Origin of the sequence: Leucobacter sp. OH1287, from assembly GCF_003859945.1 — a bacterium.
Taxonomy (GTDB): domain Bacteria; phylum Actinomycetota; class Actinomycetes; order Actinomycetales; family Microbacteriaceae; genus Canibacter.
The window spans coordinates 1-16,524 of the sequence record NZ_RQYM01000021.1 but is presented as its reverse complement, the minus strand read 5'-3'; the positions used below and the strand labels follow the sequence as shown (position 1 = coordinate 16,524).

The 16,524-nt window shown below is 53.8% G+C and carries 27 protein-coding genes; 3 read left to right on the top strand and 24 right to left on the bottom strand.

The window, feature by feature from the left end:
• Window positions 1–415 precede the first annotated feature (415 nt).
• The 3 genes from EII30_RS08620 (at window position 416) to EII30_RS08615 (ending at window position 1,694) form a co-directional block, all read left to right on the top strand.
• The gene (locus EII30_RS08620) at window positions 416–979 is read left to right on the top strand and encodes a hypothetical protein (RefSeq protein ID WP_124886938.1); all 564 of its coding nucleotides are present in this window, start codon (window positions 416–418) and stop codon (window positions 977–979) included.
• An 83-nt stretch (window positions 980–1,062) separates the two neighbouring features.
• Window positions 1,063–1,230, top strand: a complete 168-nt coding sequence (locus tag EII30_RS08930; RefSeq protein ID WP_158608704.1) for a hypothetical protein — start codon at window positions 1,063–1,065, stop codon at window positions 1,228–1,230.
• A 218-nt stretch (window positions 1,231–1,448) separates the two neighbouring features.
• A complete protein-coding gene (locus tag EII30_RS08615) occupies window positions 1,449–1,694 on the top strand; it encodes a hypothetical protein (RefSeq protein WP_124886937.1) in 246 nt (81 codons plus the stop codon).
• A gap of 23 nt (window positions 1,695–1,717) precedes the next feature.
• Here the strand turns inward: EII30_RS08615 and EII30_RS08610 are convergent, their stop codons facing one another.
• The 24 genes from EII30_RS08610 to EII30_RS08500 form a co-directional block, all read right to left on the bottom strand.
• The gene (locus tag EII30_RS08610; RefSeq protein ID WP_124886936.1) at window positions 1,718–2,050 is read right to left on the bottom strand and encodes an HNH endonuclease; all 333 of its coding nucleotides are present in this window, start codon (window positions 2,048–2,050) and stop codon (window positions 1,718–1,720) included.
• Between the two features lie 509 nt (window positions 2,051–2,559).
• The gene (locus EII30_RS08605; protein WP_124886935.1) at window positions 2,560–2,826 is read right to left on the bottom strand and encodes a hypothetical protein; all 267 of its coding nucleotides are present in this window, start codon (window positions 2,824–2,826) and stop codon (window positions 2,560–2,562) included.
• Complete coding sequence (locus EII30_RS08600; RefSeq protein ID WP_124886934.1) at window positions 2,814–3,503, bottom strand: hypothetical protein; 690 nt, start codon at window positions 3,501–3,503, stop codon at window positions 2,814–2,816. The genes EII30_RS08605 and EII30_RS08600 overlap by 13 nt, the downstream gene beginning before the upstream one ends.
• Before the next feature lie 79 nt (window positions 3,504–3,582).
• Window positions 3,583–4,098: a single-stranded DNA-binding protein gene (ssb, locus tag EII30_RS08595; protein WP_124886933.1), complete on the bottom strand. Its 516-nt coding sequence runs from the start codon at window positions 4,096–4,098 to the stop codon at window positions 3,583–3,585.
• 74 nt (window positions 4,099–4,172) lie between these two features.
• Window positions 4,173–4,640, bottom strand: coding sequence for a hypothetical protein (locus EII30_RS08590; RefSeq protein ID WP_124886932.1), 468 nt, complete (start codon window positions 4,638–4,640; stop codon window positions 4,173–4,175).
• The gene (locus EII30_RS08585) at window positions 4,640–5,548 is read right to left on the bottom strand and encodes a helix-turn-helix domain-containing protein (protein ID WP_124886931.1); all 909 of its coding nucleotides are present in this window, start codon (window positions 5,546–5,548) and stop codon (window positions 4,640–4,642) included. Before EII30_RS08585 ends, EII30_RS08590 begins: the two co-directional genes overlap by 1 nt.
• 14 nt (window positions 5,549–5,562) lie before the next feature.
• Window positions 5,563–5,847 (bottom strand): hypothetical protein, encoded by a 285-nt coding sequence (locus EII30_RS08580; protein ID WP_124886930.1) that lies wholly within the window; start codon window positions 5,845–5,847, stop codon window positions 5,563–5,565.
• Between the two features lie 3 nt (window positions 5,848–5,850).
• Window positions 5,851–6,027: a hypothetical protein gene (locus EII30_RS08925; RefSeq protein ID WP_158608703.1), complete on the bottom strand. Its 177-nt coding sequence runs from the start codon at window positions 6,025–6,027 to the stop codon at window positions 5,851–5,853.
• Between the two features lie 4 nt (window positions 6,028–6,031).
• On the bottom strand, window positions 6,032–6,454 hold the full coding sequence (locus EII30_RS09210) for an HNH endonuclease (protein ID WP_370267084.1): 423 nt from the start codon (window positions 6,452–6,454) through the stop codon (window positions 6,032–6,034).
• 296 nt (window positions 6,455–6,750) lie between these two features.
• On the bottom strand, window positions 6,751–7,218 hold the full coding sequence (locus EII30_RS08570; protein WP_124886928.1) for a hypothetical protein: 468 nt from the start codon (window positions 7,216–7,218) through the stop codon (window positions 6,751–6,753).
• A complete protein-coding gene (locus tag EII30_RS08565) occupies window positions 7,215–8,723 on the bottom strand; it encodes an ERF family protein (RefSeq protein ID WP_124886927.1) in 1,509 nt (502 codons plus the stop codon). Before EII30_RS08565 ends, EII30_RS08570 begins: the two co-directional genes overlap by 4 nt.
• Window positions 8,724–8,805: 82 nt before the next feature.
• Window positions 8,806–9,189, bottom strand: coding sequence for a crossover junction endodeoxyribonuclease RuvC (locus tag EII30_RS08560; protein ID WP_158608701.1), 384 nt, complete (start codon window positions 9,187–9,189; stop codon window positions 8,806–8,808).
• A 188-nt stretch (window positions 9,190–9,377) separates the two neighbouring features.
• Complete coding sequence (locus tag EII30_RS08555; protein WP_124886925.1) at window positions 9,378–10,052, bottom strand: pentapeptide repeat-containing protein; 675 nt, start codon at window positions 10,050–10,052, stop codon at window positions 9,378–9,380.
• On the bottom strand, window positions 10,049–10,711 hold the full coding sequence (locus tag EII30_RS09205; protein WP_158608700.1) for a pentapeptide repeat-containing protein: 663 nt from the start codon (window positions 10,709–10,711) through the stop codon (window positions 10,049–10,051). Before EII30_RS09205 ends, EII30_RS08555 begins: the two co-directional genes overlap by 4 nt.
• A 264-nt stretch (window positions 10,712–10,975) precedes the next feature.
• Window positions 10,976–11,269 (bottom strand): pentapeptide repeat-containing protein, encoded by a 294-nt coding sequence (locus EII30_RS09200; protein WP_370267083.1) that lies wholly within the window; start codon window positions 11,267–11,269, stop codon window positions 10,976–10,978.
• Between the two features lie 38 nt (window positions 11,270–11,307).
• Window positions 11,308–11,958 (bottom strand): site-specific DNA-methyltransferase, encoded by a 651-nt coding sequence (locus tag EII30_RS08540; RefSeq protein WP_199731602.1) that lies wholly within the window; start codon window positions 11,956–11,958, stop codon window positions 11,308–11,310.
• Window positions 11,959–11,997: 39 nt separating this feature from the next.
• Window positions 11,998–12,786, bottom strand: coding sequence for a hypothetical protein (locus tag EII30_RS08535; RefSeq protein ID WP_124886921.1), 789 nt, complete (start codon window positions 12,784–12,786; stop codon window positions 11,998–12,000).
• A complete protein-coding gene (locus EII30_RS08530; RefSeq protein WP_124886920.1) occupies window positions 12,779–13,216 on the bottom strand; it encodes a hypothetical protein in 438 nt (145 codons plus the stop codon). Before EII30_RS08530 ends, EII30_RS08535 begins: the two co-directional genes overlap by 8 nt.
• On the bottom strand, window positions 13,216–13,638 hold the full coding sequence (locus tag EII30_RS08525) for a hypothetical protein (protein WP_124886919.1): 423 nt from the start codon (window positions 13,636–13,638) through the stop codon (window positions 13,216–13,218). Before EII30_RS08525 ends, EII30_RS08530 begins: the two co-directional genes overlap by 1 nt.
• Window positions 13,635–14,036 carry a hypothetical protein gene (locus EII30_RS08520; protein WP_124886918.1) on the bottom strand — a complete coding sequence of 134 codons (402 nt, stop codon included), beginning with the start codon at window positions 14,034–14,036 and terminating at the stop codon, window positions 13,635–13,637. Before EII30_RS08520 ends, EII30_RS08525 begins: the two co-directional genes overlap by 4 nt.
• 530 nt (window positions 14,037–14,566) lie before the next feature.
• Window positions 14,567–14,920, bottom strand: a complete 354-nt coding sequence (locus EII30_RS08515; RefSeq protein ID WP_124886917.1) for a hypothetical protein — start codon at window positions 14,918–14,920, stop codon at window positions 14,567–14,569.
• Complete coding sequence (locus EII30_RS08510; RefSeq protein ID WP_124886916.1) at window positions 14,920–15,306, bottom strand: hypothetical protein; 387 nt, start codon at window positions 15,304–15,306, stop codon at window positions 14,920–14,922. Before EII30_RS08510 ends, EII30_RS08515 begins: the two co-directional genes overlap by 1 nt.
• Window positions 15,296–15,565 (bottom strand): hypothetical protein, encoded by a 270-nt coding sequence (locus EII30_RS08505; RefSeq protein ID WP_124886915.1) that lies wholly within the window; start codon window positions 15,563–15,565, stop codon window positions 15,296–15,298. The genes EII30_RS08510 and EII30_RS08505 overlap by 11 nt, the downstream gene beginning before the upstream one ends.
• Window positions 15,562–16,350, bottom strand: coding sequence for a BRO family protein (locus EII30_RS08500; protein ID WP_124886914.1), 789 nt, complete (start codon window positions 16,348–16,350; stop codon window positions 15,562–15,564). The genes EII30_RS08505 and EII30_RS08500 overlap by 4 nt, the downstream gene beginning before the upstream one ends.
• Window positions 16,351–16,524 lie beyond the last annotated feature (174 nt).

Below are 16,524 nucleotides of genomic sequence, written 5' to 3'. Positions count from 1 at the left end.
GTAGCGGGTTTCATGCGGTATATTCTACGGGATGGACTTGTGCGCGTGCTATCGGTGCTGATAGTCTGACAGTACCGCAACAACAGCGGCGGCGGAATCTCAACCGCAACGTCAGAAGCAGATCACGGCTAACGGTGATATATTTATATCTATAGCCGGGTGAGCAGCCCTAAATAAAAAACCTTGTCTGAGGGAATAGGGGCGGCGCTATCTGATGAGCGTTGAGAACTCGCCCGGTTTTTTCTCACTCAAAATCATCAGGAGGCTATTATGTCTATTTTCGACATCAAGCAATTGCATGAGTCCCCACTGTCAGGGATCACCCGCTGGGAATGCGGTTATGAACTCACTAACCTGATTCTAAATTATGTGGCGCGTCAGTCCTAACAAACATCGCAGGAAAGGAAATAGGATTATGTTTGGCGTTGATTTTAAAATGTCGGAGATTGAGAAGTTGTTCGTCGCATACGAACCGCATCTCATTGCGTTGGACGGTAGCGAAACCGAATTTTTGCTCTATGATCATGAACTGATTGAGGGCGTTTTCAAACGGGGGTTGCGGAATATTGACGACCACGCGCGGGAGGTTATGGAAGCGTACAGGTTGCCCGAGTTTAAGCCGGTAACCGCGCCGGTAGAGGGAATTGCGGAAACCGCTATAGCTTATACAACATTTGCGACTGCCACCGTTGATTACATGCTGTTTTTACACTTAGAGGTGGCTAAAACTGTTCTCGGTCATGTTGGTGTTACACCGTCGCTGGAGCTGGTCGGATATTACGCTGGCGGGGTTGTGGAAAAATACCGCACAACTGAGTGGAAAGACCTCCCATTTATTGCGCGGCTGTTCCCGTATGAATACTGGCTGCGGTGCACCGAGTCAGGACGCGATATTGGGAGGCGCGAACACCCGCAGCTGGTGAAAATTGCGGCTGAGTTTATCGAAGCGGTAGAAGCTGCGGCTGAAACCAGTAACTAAGTTTGTTGCGGTTGCTGTGCCCCGCCGCTGTTGCGGTGGCGGGGTATAACAACCCTCACAAACCAACCATGATAGGAGAGACAATGTTTGAGGTAGTACTCGCCGCCGATTATGCGGTACTGCTTGACCGTGTAGCTGCGCTGGAAGCGGCGGCGAATGAAACCGCCTTGGATCCCGCGCCGGTGATTGTCACCTGGTCTATCGAAACCGTGTCCGAGCGCTGCCGCTGCGGGTATCGAGTTGCCGTTTAAGGTTCATTCTAGGATCGTAACCGGCGTATATGTTGCGGTGCTAGCTGCGGGATATAGTGCCGAGCTGTTGTATGCGCCGAGTGAGTTAGACCGCCGATAAATTGCATTGTTGCGGTAGCTGCACCCACCGCTTTGGTGGTGGGTGTGTCTATCCCCACAATACAAAACCGCCCCAGGCAGAAATTGCCGAGGCTAACCGAGTCGAGAGGACACAAACAATGAACACAACAACATGGGCTGTGCCAACAATTGCAGACCTGAAAGCCCGCAACGCCGAACTCGTCGGCATGGTAGACACCGCCGAACTCGCGCTCGAAAAATTGCATATTGCACACCACAAAACCCTGACCGAAAACCAGACACTACGAACGCTCATAACCACACTGGCGGCGGAACTAGCAGCCGAAAAAATTGCACACCTCGACACGCTAGAAGCCCTATACTATAGCGAACAAACCGCATAACCCCGGCGGCATAAAATTGCACACTAAAGCAACCCCGCATGTTTCACCGGATCCGCCACATGATTGCGAGCGTTCGCCCGCCCACCCTGACTAGATGACTTACGCAGGTGATGATATTCACACAACGCTTGCAAATTATCTAGCGCGTGGTTGTTGCGCTCGCCGATGTGGTCGCATTGGTTGGCGCGACTGGTGCAGCGTTTGCCGGTGTCGTAGCGGACGTGTTGGCATTGATACCCGGCGCGGGCGAGCACCTGCTGTCTGATTGCGCGCCAGTTACGGGGTAGTGTTTGCAGGCGGGTGCTGCCCCGCCAGCCGCCCCTAATCATTGCAGCCGTCCGTATAGTTTTCGTCATTGCAGCCACAATAGATTGCGGCGAGCGCGGTCGTGTATTCGCTGCCGCAGTATTCGCACTGGTACATTGCGCACCCCCTATTGTGTGATTGTATTGATGGCTACCGTAGCCTTAAGAAAGGACTGACTGCAGCTACGGTAGCCAAGTGCTGCATTGTGGGCGCGAACCACAAGGTCACCAAAAATTGCAATCTAGCGCGGGGAAGGAAACAAGGAAAAGCCGCGTATGTTGCGTTTGGTGATCCCGCTTGACGCTGGCGGGTGCAGCTGTTCCCCTAGGGTATGAGCGCACACCTCGTTAGTGTCCCTAAGGGGTTGTTCGGTCGAGCGAAAAGTGGCTTAAAAAGCTCGACGGAACAGTGTTTTAGGAGAAAAGTCGGTAATTGTTTTTGTAACAATTATCCACTATCTATATTAGACTAGGGTGTCGGTGTCGTAGTTAATTGTGGTGGTCACCGGCGTGTCGCCTATTGCGCCGCAGCAGTGGTTGCCGCTAACACCAGCATTTTTTTATGGTCGCCCGCCCGCTTGCATGTACGCGATACGGGCGCGCCGCCGATCCTCATCAGACACTAGCAACTTCCCGCCCGCAATCAACATTGCCGTACGGGTGCTAGACAGCGAACGCCACCGTTTAAACGCTTGCGCGTGCTCCACAAACGCAAAATAGCGCCTGCCGACACGGTGATGTTTCATTCCCTTGTTGCGGTAATCGTAAACCGTTTCTACGGTCACTCCAAGCTGTTTTGCAATGGTTTGAAAATCTACAGGCTGCATAGGATCCGCTCCCATTCCGCCGCGAACTCCCACCCGCAACTGTTACATCGAACAATCGGCGTATCTCCGCTAATGTCCGCCCACACGGTACGTTCCCGACCCATACAGCCCGGGCACGGGCGCGGGCGCTGCTCCACCTCACGCGGATACTCAGGATAGAGCGCGTTCGCCCGCTCACACGCGCGGTTAAACTCGGTAGCCACCGGCGCGCACTCGTCCACGGTCACAAGCTGTTCCCACCAGAGCGGGTGTGTGAGATTCAACGCAATATCGGCGATTATCTGCTGAATCGTGTCATCATCAAGCCCCGACATAAACCAGGATCCAGACTTGCTCGCGGGCGGACGCACCCGGGGGATCATGTGCGCCAAGTCTTTGCCTGACAATAGCCACCACAGTTCAGCGAGGTTGTTGGTGACCGCGAAACAACTTTCAACCGCCGCAATGTCCATAGGCGGGCGTGCTTTGTTGTTGTTTGAGGATATGCCGAGATTATCGCGTGTTTCCAGGCGTGTGTTTACCGCGATTTTAAGGCGGGCGTGGAGGTCAGCGACCGTACCGAGGTTGTATTTTAGGCGGGCTTGGCAGCGGTGGCAGAGTGTGGATCCGTCAGGGACGGTTACGGGAATTTCCCCGTCTGGTGCGCGGGAGGTGCATTGGTTTATGCATATGGTCATGGTTTCTCACTTGTTGATGTTGGTGTAGCCCCAACACGGGGGGATGTGTTGGGGCTACAGGTTTTGTGTGTTCCGGGGGTTAGAACGCGGTGGTGTCGATGTTTTGTGCCGGTGCTTGTTGTGCCGGTGCTTGTTGTGCCGGTGCTTGTGTCCCGGCTGGTACACCCCAAGCGGGCTGTGCCGCCGCCGCGGTTGGTGCACCCCAGCTAGCAGCCCCGCCATTGTTGTTTTGCGGGGCGCGGATCACCTGCACTTGTGCGAACTTCAGGCTCGCGCCGATTTCATTAACTTCAAGGTCTATGCTGGTTCGCTGTTGTCCCTGATTGTCGGTGAATTGGCGCTGCCCGAGCTTCCCTACCGCGACCACTTGGCTGCCTTTGGTGAGCGAGTTGGCTACGTTTTCTGCGCCTTGTCCGACCATGGTGCAGTTCAGCCAGAGTGTTTCACCGTCTACCCATTGGTTTGTGTCGCGGTTGTATGTGCGGGGTGTTGCTGCGAGCCTGAATGACACCCAGGGTTTCCCGTTTTGGGTGGTTCTGAGTTCGGGATCTGCTACGAGGTTCCCGGTTACGGTTATTTGTGGTTTTGTTGTCAAAACATTATCCTTTCAAAAAGCTATGTAATTCCTAGAATCGTTTCTAACGGGCGAAAAACACGCCCTGCAAGGTTTTACACCCGGCGAAGTTTAAAGTCCGGCAAAACCGGCCTAGCGTTCGTCTCTGTGGCATGAACACCCGACACCGCAGGCAACGCCAACCGGTCAGCCTCCTCCTGAACAACACGCCTACGCTCAGCCAACTCCTCACGAACACCCCTCGGCAACGGCACACACCGCCCCCAATCAGAAGCCACAAGCCCATACGCTTTAGCCGCCGAAACATCAGCCCGTATCTGCTCCCGCCCAAGCCGAAAATCAGCCCGCACCTGCTCCAACAACCGCGCCGGAGTGAAATACTCACCCCGCGGCTGCGACGCAAAATAGCGAGTAGTCGCCGCGAGCGCCTCATCAACATCCACCGCCCCAGAAAGCTCCGGCTCCACGGCAGCATGCCACGCAATCGCCGCTTCAGTCGTCACCTGCCGGTTGTCGTATGCGGACGCTAGCTTCAAAATCCGTGCATAATCCGCCGGTGTCATCACACGCCCCTTTCCGTGAGCTGAGCGAGCGGTAACACGGCTGGTCTAACCGGCTGGTCACCCTGCAACGCCGCGATCACCTGATCGGCTTGGCTCATGCGCTGTTGTGCTGCGGGTTTCTGGTAGCCGCGTGTCCCGGCTTGCTGGCTAGCGCGGCGGATCCAATTCCGCCAGGTTGCGTCCCAGTCACGTTTTCTGCCACGCGCCCCGGATACGCCAGCCCAATAATCCGTAAACACTTGATGTTCCCGCTGCAGGTCAACATTCGGGCACTCCGCCCTCATGCGGTCAATGGTTTCCGGTTTGGGTGTCCAACCCTCGGCTAAGAATGTGCCTTGCCGGGTGGTCGGTTTTTTGTTTTTGGGCGTGCGCGATTTTTCGCGTGCGCTAAAAGGTGGGGTTTCATTCTGGGGTCTTAATATACCTTTAGGTATATTTCCCGGTTCATCTAGGGTGAACCCCTCCCCCGGGTCATCTAGGGTGAACCCCTCCCCCTCGCTAGGGGGTTCATCTAGGGTGAACCCCTCCCCCGGGTCATCTAGGGTGAACCCCTCCCCTGTGGAGTTTTCCACAGGCTCGGAATCGTCCAAAACCGGGGCTAAAGTCTCATCACCATTAGCGCGAAAATCAACCCGCTTCATATTCAGTTGGTATTTATTTGAGGTCTGTCGACCCTTACCCGCATACCGAGTCGCCCGCGCAACGATACCAAGCGTCTCGAACCGTTCAATCGCGCGCTTCACCGTGCTAACTGAACACATCGCAACCTCGGCAATTAGCCGCCGGGTAGGAAAACAAATCCCCGTTTCATCCGCCCAATCAGCAAGACAAAACAGGATAATCCGATCACCCTGCAACATGTTATCCCAGCGGACTTGAACAGCCCACCGTGTAGCTTCACTAGACATTATTCTCCCCCCCCTTAGTATTCGTCCGTGTAATGCAAAATAACGTGAGTCTCACGCTCGCCCGTATGCGATTCACCCTCAAAATCGACAGTCACCAAACCAGCGATCTGCAACTCAGCGAGCGCCCGCTCAAACTCGGGACGGGTGCAGCAAGTCGCCTTAGCGAGATCGTCCCAATCAGTGCGACAGATACGGTCAAAACCAACCCAGTTACCCATGCGTAACAGGATCAGCCGATGAATCGGTTTCATGCCCTCAAAATAGGCTTTAGCTGCCCAAACCACAGCTTGACTTGACATTTATTAGCCTCCTAAAATTTGGATCGCTCGCGCGAAAACATCACAAAACATGCGATCAGTATCTGTGTACACGCCGTTACATTTCAGCTCTTCCAGCCAACGCTGCAACACGTCACGGTCACAGGCGCGGGCGAGCGTAACCGCTCTTTCCTCAACTTGTTCCTGATAGGTTTCAACCAAATCGTTAACCTCGCTTCCTTGCCCCAAAAGTTTTTGGGACGGTAAACTCCCACAAATAAGTGCCCGCCGTCCGGCACACACCACAGGTGCTGTCTACCTGTTTGCGGGTGTGTGTGAAACATGCGGTGTCGGTGGCGGCTTTCACCCCAGCTTCGTCAAGTAGCACCATGCCGCCCCAGCGTTTAAGCGCTACAGGCACATCTGCAGGGGTGTCGCCCGCGTGTAACGCGAACCCGGCAGCGTGTGCTTCGGTAGCGTTACCGTGTACCCAGCCGTGACAGCCGCCGGTGTTACCGAACCCGCACAACATGACACAGTTCGCGGCTGTACCGTCACCGCCGCGGCTCCGGTATTGCCGGTGGTGGAACTCAAACCGTGTGCCACCCCTGCCGCAACGTTCGCAACACCCCGCGGCGCGATCGAACACAAACCGTTTCACCCGGTCGCTAAAATCGTTATCCCGCTTAGCCACCCTGTTACACGCCCCTGCGCATAATATGGGCGGCAACCACCCACCTGCCGAACATGAAAAACACGCCCCGGCTAACCGGTGCCCGCTCAATGAACGGTAGAATTAGGCGGGGTTTGTTCATGCGGGTAATGTTGATAAACCCGCGAGCACTAGAGTGTTTATAGACTACGTGCATAACATTCTCCAATCAAAAACAGGCGGCGGCGAGACCGTCCAAGCAAGTTCTCGCCGCCGCAACAATCACCAAGGGGTTACAGCCCGCCGGGCGCTGCCATATCAGCACGGTATTCAGTACGCTGCTGCGTCTGCCAATGCGATAAACGCGCGTCCAAAGACGCAACAAACTGGCGCAGGAACATTTCCCGCGCCTTACACACAGCAAGCTCCAACCCCGCCGTAACCACGCTCTCGTGTTGATACTTCAACCCGGTCGCTTTCTGTGCTGTTCCGTGCGTGTCCAACAGTTCAGCGAACGCTGACGCTTTAGCACGCTCCAACACCGTTTCCGCTTCCACAGACGCACGCACCGCGTCACTAAACAGGGGAATGACTGTGAAGCGGATCGCTACCGCCGCGCCGCCAATCTCGCAGTTAGCGCCAGCGCCTAAAATCGCGTCCACGACCGCGCAATGAAACTCGTCAGACGGATCGGGGTTGTGGATCCCGAACTGGCGCAGCATGTGGATCACCCAACCGGGTAGCCCGGTGGTGTCGCTCATGCTTCACCACCCGCCGCCGGTGCAGTCGCCGCCGCTGTGGTGGCTTTGATCGTCTGCTGCTGTGCCTTAAACAACGCCGCCGCCGCCGGAGTCAACACCCCCCGCTCATGCGCCTGTTTATGCAACACCGCCAACGTCTCCATATCCTTACACGCAGCAAGCGCCGCCGCAAGGTCAGGATCCACAACATCAACCGGCTGCTGAGTAAACCCAGCCGCCTGACTGAACGGTGGACGAGAAGCAAGCTCCCCGTCATCATCATCAGCCGCAACCCCAGTAACAGCGGCGAGCGCGTAACGTCTCGCGTAAGTGATAGCCGACCCAATCTGCTGCGGGGTTGACCCCGTGAGCGGATAAGCGCCGGTCATTTTCTCACCCGACTCATGCAGCAGCGTGGTTTCTAGCACCATGCCGCGCCCCTCAATCGTGTTAGGCATAGCCGTCCACGCCAGCCCGTGCTTACCGAGCACGGGTAGCACCACGTTGGAGAGTTCGGTCAGGTCAGCGAACTTGTTCTTAAAATGCGGGTTAGACGCATTTTTAACCACTTTAGGTAGTTCCGCTTGGAACGCGGCGAGAGCAGCCGCAAGCGTGGCGTGTGTGCGCCGTGGCGTGGATGTTTTAGATTTAGTTGTTGTTGTCATTTCAGTGTGATCCTTAATGTTTGCTTCCCCCCCCCCGCTGGTTTTCATATACGGTTCAACCAGATCCGGGTGATCTTTCCTATAAGCGGTGTAATCAAACCGGGTTGTTGGCTTCGGCGTAGACAGGCTAATGTTTCCGAACGCGGTCACAAGCTTCAGGTCTTTACCCCCGGCACGCTCCCGCAGCTGCTCCTCCAAAACAGTGACCCGTTCCTTAGCCGCGTCAAACTCACGGCGCGCGATCGCATACTCAGCCATGAACTCGTCCCACTCAGTGGACTGCTGACCGTTCTGTTTCCAATCCAGGAACTCGTCAGCGATCTCTTTCAACTCAGCAAACCGGTCGGTATCGAACGGGATCACAAAATGTTCCGTCCGCACCGGCACAAAATTCTCGTGCTGTTCCCAAGCAAACACGGTCGATGTAGCACCGCACACGCCCGCCGCCCAGCACACTTGGTCATAGTATTGAGCATTAGCTTGACGCAACTCCTCCGGTGTCATACCCAACGGTTTAACCGTGGTTTTCACCTCCGCCAAGGTTAGTTCCCCGTCCATGCCGTAGGTGATACCGTCAGGGGTAGCGGCATAATCGCCGCACACATACAAGTCACGAGACGGCTGCATATCGTACACAAAATTCAGGTAGCCGATCAGGTACGGCTCCCGCTCTTTGCCCCATTCCATGAACTGGTTAGTGAATGGTGGACTTTCCCCGTCCATGTCTTTCGCTACCGCGACCCGTGCAGCGGCTCCCCCGTTGGCGAGCTTAGCTATCCGCGTCGCGGTTATTTTCCCGCGCCGTGCCGTCAACCAATCCTCCTCTGATGTGAACGGCACAACCTCAACGTTTTCGCCCATAATCTATGGCTCCTTCCCAAAAAAATAAGCCCCACCACCCACAAAGGACAGCGAGACCAAACAAAATAATGGCGAGCAACGGCTACAAGCCCCTACGCACAACCTGTAGCCGCTCCTCAAACTCGGCAGACCGTTTAGACCGCACACGCTCCACCGGAACACCCATAAGCCGCAACCCCATAGCCGACAACGTGACCGCGTCCGCGAGATTATCGTCAGTAACCGGATTCGGCAAACGGTAGAGACTATTAACCGCTTTCACGACCGCTTTCTTATCCGCACGCCCGTTACCAGTCACATATTTAGCCCGAGTCGCTGGAGCAACCTCAACAATCTCACACCGTTTCTCCAACAACCCGGCAACAACCATCCACCAAACGCCAGAGCGTTCATGCAACCCAACCTGCGACCGGTAGGCGGGAGCTTCAACCACAACCAGCACCCGATCGGGGATAACCCTAAGCACACGGTCACGGATCTTAATAAGCCGTTCAATATGCTCATAGGGTCGGCGAAACCCGGGCGGTTGCGACCGTATCAACCACCCCTCAAAATGTTCTTTATGGTGGTCGTATTTAGCTACCCCGGTAGCGGTCAAGGACAGGTCAAGCCCATACGATGAATAACTTCTCAGATCCCTTAATCTGCCCTGCATTATGCCCCGTGGTTCTCAGCCATCATATCGTCAAGATTTACGACAGCAACCGCCGCATATTCACAGTGAGCTGTTATCAGCTTCACTAGAGTCTCCTGCATCGCGACTTCACATTCATTTTTGGGTTTATTAACGGACTCCCCGGCTCTCACGCAGAACTCGTCAAGCGACATGCAATAATAGCGTTCCCCAGGAGACCGCCAAACATGTATTTTCCAACCCTGCCACGTTGGCATTACAACACAATAACCCAACGCGTTCGTGTTAAGCACAAGGTGAGCGCCCCTAGTAGGAGCTAAGACCGCCGCCTTTAATGTAGCGTCCAGAAAATCAGCAACACTCAAATCACAGCCCGCTAGATTAGCCCCGGTCAGGTCAGCTTTCCCGAACGTTGCCGCATACATGCGCGCGTCCGTCAAGTTCGCAAACTTCAAATCAGTGTCACGAAGATCTGTGAAATCTAGCGTGCAACCGGCGAGAGTGGTGTAGCTGAGATCGCTACCTGACAAGTTAGCGCTATAGAGGTTAGCGCGGTTAAAATCAATCAGGCTAAGATCAAGATCAGATAAATCCTCACCAGAAAAATCGGGGATACGCTTAACCGTGAGCGCTTTTTCGATATGGTCTATTACCTTTTCGCGAGTCCAAATCTTCCCGCTCTCCGTTACGGTCATTCCGCAGCCCCCTCACTGTTTTCACGCTCCTTTTCCCGAGCAGCTTTAAGCCCTCTAACATGCACATCTTCCATACCCATATGTGCACGGAAAATCTGCTCAATACTGTAAAGCTCCCTCACCATTTTCGCCCTCCGGCTAGGGTGTGGGTAAGCACCACCTACCAGGTCTACCGCACGAGTCTCAAAATACTTATCAACCGGCATAAGCGGGCTATACGGCGTAGCAACACACCAGCCCTCAGATGTAGGCACAACACCCACGCTCACATGTTGGGAATGGACGATTAACCAACCCTCACCGACTACTGAGCTAATATAGCAGGGGGAAATAAACCCGCCAGCAAAATCAGCCTGATAAAAACTACACTCGGTAGCGCGTCTAGGTGTTAACTTACACTCACGCATATCTGAGTGGTAAAAATTCACCTTCCGCAGTTTCACTTTCCTAAACCGGGTGAACCGTAGATCACAAGCCGTGAAATCAGTGCGCACAATCTTCGCACCCGTGAAATCAGCCGACCGGAAACCCTCTCTCGTGAAAACGCAATCCCTAATCTCAGTGTGTCTAAAATCCGGGGCAATGCCCTTCTCACGCGCCACCTCAAGCCGCGCCAGCACATCCTCCCTAGTCAACACTGTACGTTGTATCTTACCCATGATTATTCTCCTTACCTTCGGGGTCTTCCACCTGAACATGCGACCCACAATGTCTCTCTTTAGTGTTTGGGGCGATAATGTAATCACCGCCGATAGTTCAGCAGCCGCTGCTGCCAGAAACTACTAGAGCGCGCATGATAGTCAATGAAACCGAGCAGATTATTTATAGCAGCCACCTCAAAGGGCAGGACATCGTAACCGCAGAAAGAGGGACGCTCTGCACTCATAAGGTTCTCACGGAGCTGTTCCAACGAGAACGTGCCATTATCTCTCACAACTTCCCAACCGGCAGGTGTCGGATACACGCCAACGCTCAGGGTCAAACACACACCAGCGAATGTGAATGTTTCTCGCGTCAACAAACGAAAAATTGGCTCGGGTAAGATCACAATCCATAAAGGTCGCGTTCCGTAAATCCGAGCGATTAAACACGGTGTCGTAGAGTTTAACCCTGCGAAAGGTCACCTTTCGCAGATCCAAGTTCTCTAAATTAACACCCGACAAGTCAACGTCCTGAAACAAGACAAGGCGTTTCTCGCTACGTGCACGCGCCACCATGTATTTAACCTGCGACCGCGTCAACTTCTCCATACTCATTACTCCTCAAACTCATCAAACAACCCAACCGGCGTATTCTGGATACGCTCAACAATCAACTCACAATACCTCTCCTCCAACTCGACAGCGACAACCCGCCGCCCCAAATTCCGTGCCGCTATCACAGTCGCGCCACTACCCGCGAACGGGTCAGCAACCACCCACTCGGGCGGACACTTCGACAACAACCGTTCAATCAACGGCACAGGCTTCGGTGCAGGATGCCGCTGCCGCAGCCAATGACTAGACGGAATAGTTGGGCAGGTGATAATATTCGGCTCCCTACTGCCCTTAAACCCTCTACCCATAACATAAATCTCTTCATACGAAACACCCCAAGGCAGCGACGTATCACCCAACCCCGTATTATCCCCCTTAGACCAAATCAACACATGCCGCGTATCCACAGGGCGCGGAATCCGGTAATGACCAAACAATAAGGCGGGCTTGTTCACCCCTCCCTGCTGCTCGCGCCATAACCCAACCGCCATATCGCGAGTATCAGTAGAATCATCACCAATAATCGCACCAACCTTTTGCCGCTTCGTTCGTTTCTCGCTAAAGGCGACACCATACGGCGGATCCGTAACCAACACATCCGCATTAAGCCACGCCAACTCCTCCCGACAATCCCCATGAAACAACGTCACAAGATCATCCTCATAAAACAAACCCAACAGAAACCCCCTTTAACGTTTATGCACCCGCGCAGCAGACAACCAAACCGTACACGGCACATTCCAACGCACATACCGCCCCTCACGAGACGGACGCGCACGCAACCGAGCCAACACATGCCCACCCGCATACACCGTCACAAAACGATCAACCTGCGCCGTCTGATAACACTTCGGATACTCAACAACCAGAGCCGGGGCAAGAAACCCAGTCACACCCCCCAACCCAGTTTTCTCCGTAACCGCAGCAAGCGAAACATCACTACCGTAAAACGGCTTCATACGCACACCATTCGAGAACACAAGCCCATATTCAGAGTCACAATACTTGAACGCTGCACCATGCAACAACCGATGTAAATCAGTAAGTGACACCGTTTTATCATGCCGCTCACACACGGTTTTACCGTGACAATCCACCACACCAGAATAGTTATACTTGACCGCTTTCACGCCCCGCCAATCCTCCGACTGACCAGGCGCAGGTGTCCAACGCATATGCACACGCACCAGCGCCCGACTACCCCGATACAACACAAACTGGTATTTTTGACTACCATCCTCCAACACCAACGGGGTGGTCTCACCCACCCGGTCAACAAACCAAGTTTTCCCGACCTTACATAACTGTGTAATATCCACCAGTTCAGTGTTGGTAGCGTCAAGGCTCTTGAACTTCACAACGGTACGGTTGCTTAGATAGATCATGTCAGATGTGACAGCGATAATCTGTTGATTCAAGAACCAACGCTGCATGTCCGCGAGCGTCACACCAAACGCGGTTTTATCCTGTTTACTCATCATCAACCACCGCCACCTGTGAGCATTCAATTACCGCAAGCGCGAGCGCATGAAACAGCAGCAGGTTTTCAGCCAGCTCCCCGTCATTGAGTCCCCGCTCGTGGGGAGTATCCTTGGATCCGAAAACCTCAGCCAATAGATAGCTGGTAATCGTGTACCCCACTTCGCGGGTTTCATTAATGAAGTCGAGCGCGTCACTTCGCGCTCTCGCATAACTGTTACAGAACTTCTCCTCGATATGTTCCATCTGGGGAATCTGCCCCCGCAGCTGCGTGATTTTCGAAGCGGTTACGAATTTAGCCTCTAAGTCTTTAGCCAACTCGTAGGACAATTCAGACTTTCCACGCAAATTATCCAGTTGTCTATCTGAAGTCTCCAACGCTAACGCGGCAATGTTAACCAGCGGCGCGTAATCCTTTTTCAGTTCCATTACTCCCCCTCAGTTTCGTTATCAAAAAGCTTAAAAGGGCTAGACACTTCAACCATCGCGGCAAACTTATACAGTGCATGCGCCTTATCCTCCGCTGACCAGCCCCAATCATTCTCAAGCAGGTAAGTCGCAAGCCGCATATAAGCGCGGACAACACCACACCCTTGTTCCATAGCACGTTTTTTGAAGTCATCAGTCTCCTTATTCACCCTGTCGAGGTCATGCCGTAATATAGTGAGTAACTTGTGTTCACTTTCAGGCTCAGACAAGACACTTCGCACGCTCTCCAAATATTCGCTCACCCCAGACAGGGAATCAGCCAAGCGACGAGCCGTTATCGCGCAAAAGTTAGTTTCATGCCAGTCGGCTTCACTAGCTTTAGCGGCTTCTGCGAGCGCGGCACAAACAAGCTTCTCATTCATGCGGTAACCTCCTCGCTGCTAGTGGCGGTCTGTGCCGGGTTAGCCTGTTCAACAAGTTCGCTAAACTCGTCCAATAAGCGAGATAGCTGGTAGCCGTCTGTATACTTCAGTGAACCCTTGGGGCACTTTTTCGCCGCAGCCAGCATTAGCTCGCAAGACAAAGAATCCCGGCTGTCGAGGATCTGGTTAATAAAGTCGTTTATACGTATGGTAGCTGCGCGTCTAGCTACACCTAGGCTGAAAACGCTACCGCTAATGTCCTCGGGATCTAAGCCCGCTAGCTCGGCGTGATGTTTAGCCGCCTCTATGAACTGGTCTTTAAGCTCTTTAGCTTGGATCGCGTCATCGTTCGCTCTAATCCAATCGTCCATAGTGACTTTACTCTGCTGATTGTCCATAACTACCTCCTAGTAGCCACAAAAACTGTTTAAAATGGCGGGTATAACCCTCCCGCCTTAGTTCAGCGCAGGCTTACACGCTGCCACACACATAACCCCGTGTCATGGTTCCCGCCAAACATCCCCATGAGGCGAGCCAACAAAGCACATCTGTTTATTCACACCCGCGTAGGTTTCCCACCACGAAAACCCCGCGAGCGCGTCCTCTCAACTCTATGTAGCGTGCCATTCCTCCTAACCGGGTCTCGGTGACATCGGAATCCGGTACGGCACTATATTCGTGTATGCTGTAGCCAACCCCTACCGGGGTTGTCCCTCCGCCATGTCAGCACACCATGAGGGAAAAACTGTTAGCTATTTGCTATCGTCTGCCCGCCATAAACACTCCCTGTCCTTTGTGCCCGCAAGCATGAGCACGCTAGCGACAATAAACACCCACAAGTCGAGTCCGTTAACCTGCTCGATAGTGGCAGCGGTCTTAACGAAAACCCACCCAGTAATGAGCGCTAAACCAAGCCAACCGACAATGTTCATGGTTTCGGCTCCTCAGTATCGCCGCTGTCGTTTAAAGATCCAGCGATATTATCTAAATCGTCTTGATCAGCGTTACCCAAAAACTCGACAATCTGTGCAAGAAGCTCGTTCCCGTCAGCACTATAGAGTGTGACCTCCCGATTAGTGCATACAGGACACTGGCTAACAGGCTGCATAGCGTCACCAATCTGCCTAGCGACCGACAACGCCGTAGCGGGCGTATCATCCAACCCCAGCTCGCGGCAAAAATCTTGAAGCTGCTGCTGATATTCAGCAAAATTCTCTGACCCATTAGCGAACTGCGACAAAACGACAACCAGTTTCGCGGCAGGAATTTTAACCTCACGCATTATTCACCCTCCCCGCCCAGCTCGTCATGCTCCCGCAACGTTTCATCAAACCACCGCGACCGGGCAATCTTCTCGCTATCGGCAGCGGCGGAACGTTTCAACAATTCTTCCGCACCCGCGACAACATCACCCACCGGGTGAAACGTAATTTTGAACACCCCGCCGCTGCACACTGGACAGTGATCCACGACTTCCTCAAGCTTCTCAGCTATATTCAGAACCGCTGCACTCATCTGTTCATGTGTCGGCAACCCTAGACGGCGCTGCACCTCCGGTAGCCGCTTCAACGCTTTATCGTAATCATCACCCGTTTTCTCATGTAGCCGGTTCATCTCCCGCCACAAATCAGTAGCCGCTACATGATAAGTCTGTTCGCTATTTTCCACTGGTTTCTCCTTTAAGACAAGCATTAACAAAATCGGTGACACTCGCCGCAGTCACCCGCGCCCCAACACCGGGAACATTCACAACCCGCAACCGGTTCTTCGCAACCAGCGCCGTCACAGTACGCGGACTACACGAAAACAACTCCGCAACCTCCGCCCGCTTAAAAAATATGCGAGCCGGGATCCCGTCAACCGGTCTAGCAACCAGTCCCGGATCCTTAACCGGCACAGTCTCCCGCACCTCCGATACATGGATCATTCGCCGATCCCCCGATCAACCCACTGCTTAACCGCAGCCAACCCCTCCGGGTTCAGGTATAGGGTTTGCCGAACTTGCCCGTTATATAGGCGCGGCGCGTTATGGTGTGGTCGCAACACAAACAGGTGCTGCTTCTCCGCATAAGCACGGTACTCGTAATCATCCACGACCCGCTGCTGTTTCACACTATAGTGTTGACCAACCCGCTTCCGGTAAATCCACTCACCGTCTAGGAGCGCTTGCCTGAGCACGGTCTCTTTAACCCCAATATCCGCTGCAGCGTCCCTGATCGTGATCGTGTCATCCCGGCGGGCAACAAACTGGTTGACGTATTCCACGGCTGGTTTGTCCGCTTCGATTTGTGCTTCTAGTTCGCGCCGTTTCTCCTGCTCGTTTTTCAGATTGGTGGCTAGCTGAATCAGCGTGTCCGGGTTTAGGAGCGCTTCTTCTATTTTCTGGTTGGTGAGGTAGCCGCCGTGTTTACGGATCGCGGGCAGCACCTCGTGAATAATCCAGCGCTTGAACTGTTTAGCTTCTGGCTTACGCGACCGTAGAACAAGAGCATATAGACCTGACTCGTTAACTACGGTCATGTTTTGGGCTCCGCCGGGGGTGTCCAACGGTTGGACACCCCTTTCGTCATCATCTAATAGGGCAAGCGAACTCCTCGGATGCCCAAGGTCTAGGGTTTTAGCCACATCGTTGGCTACGAACCACGGCTCGCCGTTTTGTGTTACGACACGAACCTCGTTATTATTGAACTTGAATAGTTCGATGTTTTTCATGGTAATTCTTTCTATTCACTGCCCGCAGTTGCTGCTGCGGGCTTTTTCTTTCTCTTCTTCTGCATTGCTCAGTAGCTCTGAAGCAGGGTAAGTGGACAGATTGTGTGGCATTTCTTCCGCTGCTTCCCAGTGTTTCCATGCCCTGTAGAGGGGTTAAAGTTCCGGCGACTCAAC

Coding starts and splice junctions, on each gene's coding strand:
- EII30_RS09205 (WP_158608700.1), bottom strand. CDS start 10,711: ATGGGTAAGATACAACGTACAGTGTTGACTAGGGAGGATGTGCTGGCG.
- EII30_RS08530 (WP_124886920.1), bottom strand. CDS start 13,216: ATGGAACTGAAAAAGGATTACGCGCCGCTGGTTAACATTGCCGCGTTA.
- EII30_RS08565 (WP_124886927.1), bottom strand. CDS start 8,723: ATGGGCGAAAACGTTGAGGTTGTGCCGTTCACATCAGAGGAGGATTGG.
- EII30_RS08930 (WP_158608704.1), top strand. CDS start 1,063: ATGTTTGAGGTAGTACTCGCCGCCGATTATGCGGTACTGCTTGACCGT.
- EII30_RS08555 (WP_124886925.1), bottom strand. CDS start 10,052: ATGACCGTAACGGAGAGCGGGAAGATTTGGACTCGCGAAAAGGTAATA.
- EII30_RS08580 (WP_124886930.1), bottom strand. CDS start 5,847: ATGTCAAGTCAAGCTGTGGTTTGGGCAGCTAAAGCCTATTTTGAGGGC.
- EII30_RS08520 (WP_124886918.1), bottom strand. CDS start 14,036: ATGGACAATCAGCAGAGTAAAGTCACTATGGACGATTGGATTAGAGCG.
- EII30_RS08605 (WP_124886935.1), bottom strand. CDS start 2,826: ATGCAGCCTGTAGATTTTCAAACCATTGCAAAACAGCTTGGAGTGACC.
- EII30_RS08600 (WP_124886934.1), bottom strand. CDS start 3,503: ATGACCATATGCATAAACCAATGCACCTCCCGCGCACCAGACGGGGAA.
- EII30_RS08515 (WP_124886917.1), bottom strand. CDS start 14,920: ATGCGTGAGGTTAAAATTCCTGCCGCGAAACTGGTTGTCGTTTTGTCG.
- EII30_RS08535 (WP_124886921.1), bottom strand. CDS start 12,786: ATGAGTAAACAGGATAAAACCGCGTTTGGTGTGACGCTCGCGGACATG.
- EII30_RS08615 (WP_124886937.1), top strand. CDS start 1,449: ATGAACACAACAACATGGGCTGTGCCAACAATTGCAGACCTGAAAGCC.
- EII30_RS08585 (WP_124886931.1), bottom strand. CDS start 5,548: ATGTCTAGTGAAGCTACACGGTGGGCTGTTCAAGTCCGCTGGGATAAC.
- EII30_RS08525 (WP_124886919.1), bottom strand. CDS start 13,638: ATGAATGAGAAGCTTGTTTGTGCCGCGCTCGCAGAAGCCGCTAAAGCT.
- EII30_RS08500 (WP_124886914.1), bottom strand. CDS start 16,350: ATGAAAAACATCGAACTATTCAAGTTCAATAATAACGAGGTTCGTGTC.
- EII30_RS08610 (WP_124886936.1), bottom strand. CDS start 2,050: ATGACGAAAACTATACGGACGGCTGCAATGATTAGGGGCGGCTGGCGG.
- EII30_RS08620 (WP_124886938.1), top strand. CDS start 416: ATGTTTGGCGTTGATTTTAAAATGTCGGAGATTGAGAAGTTGTTCGTC.
- EII30_RS09200 (WP_370267083.1), bottom strand. CDS start 11,269: ATGGTGGCGCGTGCACGTAGCGAGAAACGCCTTGTCTTGTTTCAGGAC.
- EII30_RS08570 (WP_124886928.1), bottom strand. CDS start 7,218: ATGAGCGACACCACCGGGCTACCCGGTTGGGTGATCCACATGCTGCGC.
- EII30_RS08590 (WP_124886932.1), bottom strand. CDS start 4,640: ATGACACCGGCGGATTATGCACGGATTTTGAAGCTAGCGTCCGCATAC.
- EII30_RS08505 (WP_124886915.1), bottom strand. CDS start 15,565: ATGATCCATGTATCGGAGGTGCGGGAGACTGTGCCGGTTAAGGATCCG.